The sequence below is a fragment of the Vibrio sp. OPT20 genome (assembly GCF_963889365.1).
In the GTDB taxonomy this organism is placed as follows: domain Bacteria; phylum Pseudomonadota; class Gammaproteobacteria; order Enterobacterales; family Vibrionaceae; genus Vibrio; species Vibrio splendidus.
Genome location: NZ_CAWPOA010000052.1, coordinates 194,947 through 198,948, shown reverse-complemented (window position 1 = coordinate 198,948; position 4,002 = coordinate 194,947). Strand labels below are relative to the sequence as shown.

At 46.0% G+C, this 4,002-nt stretch carries 2 protein-coding genes; one reads left to right on the top strand and one right to left on the bottom strand.

All coding sequences use genetic code 11. The features are described from left to right. A partial coding sequence (locus AACR09_RS10910; protein WP_228010501.1) for a TolC family protein occupies positions 1-882 on the bottom strand: 882 nt, incomplete at its 3' end. 301 nt (positions 883-1,183) lie between these two features. Here AACR09_RS10910 and AACR09_RS10905 point away from each other — a divergent pair. Beyond that, on the top strand, positions 1,184-4,002 hold a 2,819-nt coding region (locus AACR09_RS10905), incomplete at its 3' end, for a VCBS domain-containing protein (RefSeq protein ID WP_228010500.1).

The following is a 4,002-nucleotide window of genomic DNA, read 5'->3' as shown; positions in this document are numbered from 1 at the left end:
CGCGAGCGTTTCTTGACTTGAGCCTTCATCGCCACCTGCATCGTCACGCCATGACTGTGATGCCTCAATGGAGAAGGTAGGGTAGTTCACACCTTTCGATTGTTTGTATTGGAAGTGCGCAGCGTCAACATCAGCTGCCGCGATTTTGATCACTGGGTGTTTGTCTAAGGCATCAACAATGGCGTCCGTTAACGACAAAGGAATTCTAGAAATATCAGCTCTTGGGTAAATTAAGCCTAGGGGTTCTTGACCCACCACACGTCTAAATTGGGTATGTGTATCGATCAAGTTATTCTGTGCAGCCAATAAGTTACCATGAGCTTTTGCAATCCTAGCTTCTACTTGCGATACATCCGCTGTTGAACCTATGCCAGAATTAGCTCGTTTCTTAATATCTTTATAGATTTTTTTGTGTATTGAAAGGTTACTTTCTGACAGTGCCAACACCTCAGTGGCTTTCACCGCGTCTAGATAGATTTGTGTTACCTCCAGCGCTTTGTCTTCGGCATCTGCAATCAATTGTAAACGAACCGACTCGGCTTCTGCGGCGGTACGATCAATGTCGTACAGAGTCGCGGAACCATCCCACAGCAATTGCGTGAGGGAAATCGTCGCTTCCTTTCTTGTTAGATCGGTATCGGGGCCGTTATTTGGTGCAGGATTTATGCCTTCGTAACCAATACCTGCATCAAGGTCGATACTGGGCTTGTACGCTCCTCCTGAGGCATCATTACGTTTTTTCACGCTCGCATATTCGTTGAAGATGCTTTTTATCTCTGGATTCGTTGCCAAGGTAATAGCCACAGACTGTTCCAGAGTTTGAGCGGCGAGTGGTGCTGCAGCAACTAAGCAACACATGATGGATAATTTAAACAATTTCAAAGTAGCTCTCCTTCTACTTTCAATGTCTCATCCGTTTCCCAACCTACGTTTCCCGTTAGATTGAGAGAAGGGTATTAAACGAAGCTTAGGACATTTGCAAAAAAATGCGAAGTTTGTTGGATTTTTTTTGAATGTAAGTCGCTATTGCTATTGACTAATTTGAAAACGGCCAGATTTATACCCTTCTAGTGAGTTGATTATCAATAGTGGCACTACTAAATTTAGTGTAGGAAATAGCCACAGCGCAGAGTGGGATTGAATCCGCGTTTGGCATGTTCTGGGCAGAAGTGGGAATATGGATATGGGAAACATCAACCTAAATATACTAGGTCTTGCTAGCGGGAGTGTTGTGCTCGACGCTCAAGGCCAAGTTAGACGTTTGTCTCCGGGCGAACAACCAGCGGCTAGCGACGTAATTATCAGTTTTGATACTAGTGAAGACAATGTGCCAAGTGTTTCTGCACGTTTTGTAGATAATCAGGGCCAACAAAATGCACTAGATACTGATGATGCGATCGCTCAAGTTCAGCGTGCTATTGAAGAAGGATTTGATCCAACGGAACTAGGAGATGAGTTTGACACTGCAGCTGGTGAGGAAGGCTCGAGTTTGACCAACAGCGGTAGGATTGAACGTACTGGGGCTGAAACTCAAGCTGCCACGAATTTTGAAACTGACGGGTTTGAGTCTCAAGGATTGTCAGAAACTCAAAGTATTGCTCTTTTTGATATCATCGCTTTTGCGCTTATTTCAGGCGAAACTAACGTTATTGAGTTTGAGCAGGATGAACCAATTGAAACCGGTGGCGCTTTAACCAGCGACGACCCGGACGTTACCTTTATTGGCAAAGAGGTCGCTGGAGACAATGACCTCGGTACCTTTGTCGTCAATGAGGATGGTACTTGGACCTTCGTAGCCAACAGTCCTTATGATGAACTTGCTGACGGCGAGCAAATTCAAGATACAACCACAGTACAAACTTCTGATGGAGGTGAGCAAGTCATTACAGTCACGATTATTGGTACTGATGATGCAGCTGTAGCCACTGATGATTCAGGCAGTGTGACCGAGGACATTGATGTCGATGACATCACCAACCAATTAGTGACGTCTGGTCAGATCGTGATTACAGACGTAGATAGCGACACTCCTACCTTTTCAGCTGATGGTGAGTTTAACCTCGTAGGTTCAACAAACGACTCACAACTTGGCGTATTGAGCATCGAACCTGATGGCGCTTGGACTTACGTAGTCAATAACGATGACGTGCAGTACCTAGACGACGATGAATTCGTAACTGAGGTTTATACCGTTACAGCCAGTGACGGTACCACGAGCGAAGTAACTATCACCATCAACGGTGCCGATGATCCATCTGATATAACCGTTGGCGAAGGTGATTCAGACACAGGTGAAGTGACTGAGGATGTGGATGTTGACCAAGATAGCAACAACTTAACAACCTCCGGAACGCTAACCATCACCGATGTAGACGACAACGACGTTGCTGCTTTTGAACCAAATGGAACGTTTAATCCTGAAGGTTCGACCAGTGATACCGCGTTGGGTATGTTGACCATTACCGACGATGGCGAATGGACTTATGTGGTAGACAACGACGATGTGCAATATCTTGATGACGATGAGTTTGTCACCGAGATTTATACGGTTACTGCCATTGACGGAACCACAAGCGAAGTAACCATCACTATCAACGGTGCCGATGATCCATCTGATATAACCGTTGGCGAAGGTGACTCTGATATGGGTGAGGTGACGGAAGATGTTGATGTCGATCCAGAAAGCAACGACTTGATGGCGACGGGAACACTGACGATTACTGATGTTGATGCTAACGATGTGGCGGCTTTTCAACCTAACGGAACGTTTAATCCTGAAGGTTCGACCAATGATATCGCGTTGGGTGTGTTGACCATTACCGACGATGGCGAATGGACTTATGTCGTAGACAACGACGATGTGCAATATCTTGATGACGATGAATTCGTCACCGAGGTTTACACTGTTACTGCGATTGACGGAACTACAAGTGAAGTGACCATCATCATTAACGGTGCTGATGATCCATCTGAGATTACCGTTGGTGAAGGTGACTCTGATATGGGGGAGGTGACGGAAGATGTTGATGTCGATCCAGAAAGCAACGACTTGATGGCGACGGGAACACTGACGATTACCGATGTTGATGCTAACGATGTCGCGGCTTTTCAACCTAACGGAACGTTTAACCCTGAAGGTTCGACCAATGATACCGCGTTGGGTGTGTTGACGATTACCGACGATGGCGAATGGACTTACGTCGTAGACAACGACGATGTGCAATATCTTGATGACGATGAATTTGTCACCGAGGTTTACACTGTTACTGCGATTGACGGAACCACAAGTGAAGTGACCATCACCATCAACGGTGCTGATGATCCATCCGAGATCACCGTTGGCGAAGGTGACTCTGACATGGGGGAGGTGACGGAAGATGTCGATGTCAATCCTGATACTAACGAACTCTCGGTGTCTGGTACTTTAACGATTACCGATGTCGATACCAGTGATATGCCGGCCTTTAAACCTAATGGTGTGTTTAGCCCTATTGGGTCTACTTATGCACTTGCTTTGGGGATGTTAACGATTACTCCCGAAGGGGCATGGAGTTATGTCGTTGATAACGATGCGGTTCAATATTTGAATGATGATGACACGGTTATTGAGCGATATGTCGTAACCGCCATCGATGGTGTCGAGCATGTTATCGAGATAACAATCAATGGTGTCAACGATGCGCCTGAAGCGACCAGCTTTACGGTCGTCAATGATGAAGACGCGATCATACCAATCCTCTTCGATTCTGAAGATGGCGGTATGCCTGATTACATCTCAGATATAGAAGATGACCATGACGATATTCCACTTAATATTCGGATAGAAAGCTTGCCAACCAACGGCAGCCTTTTGTATACCGATGAAAATGGCGTCACCAGAGAAATTGTGCAGTCTGATGTCGACAACGGTGTGTTGTTTGTTCCAAATAATATTAGCTTCGTTGCCGGGCCCGGAGAGATGTTTGAAATGGGCTTCAGTGGCGATCCAGACGATATGCCAGA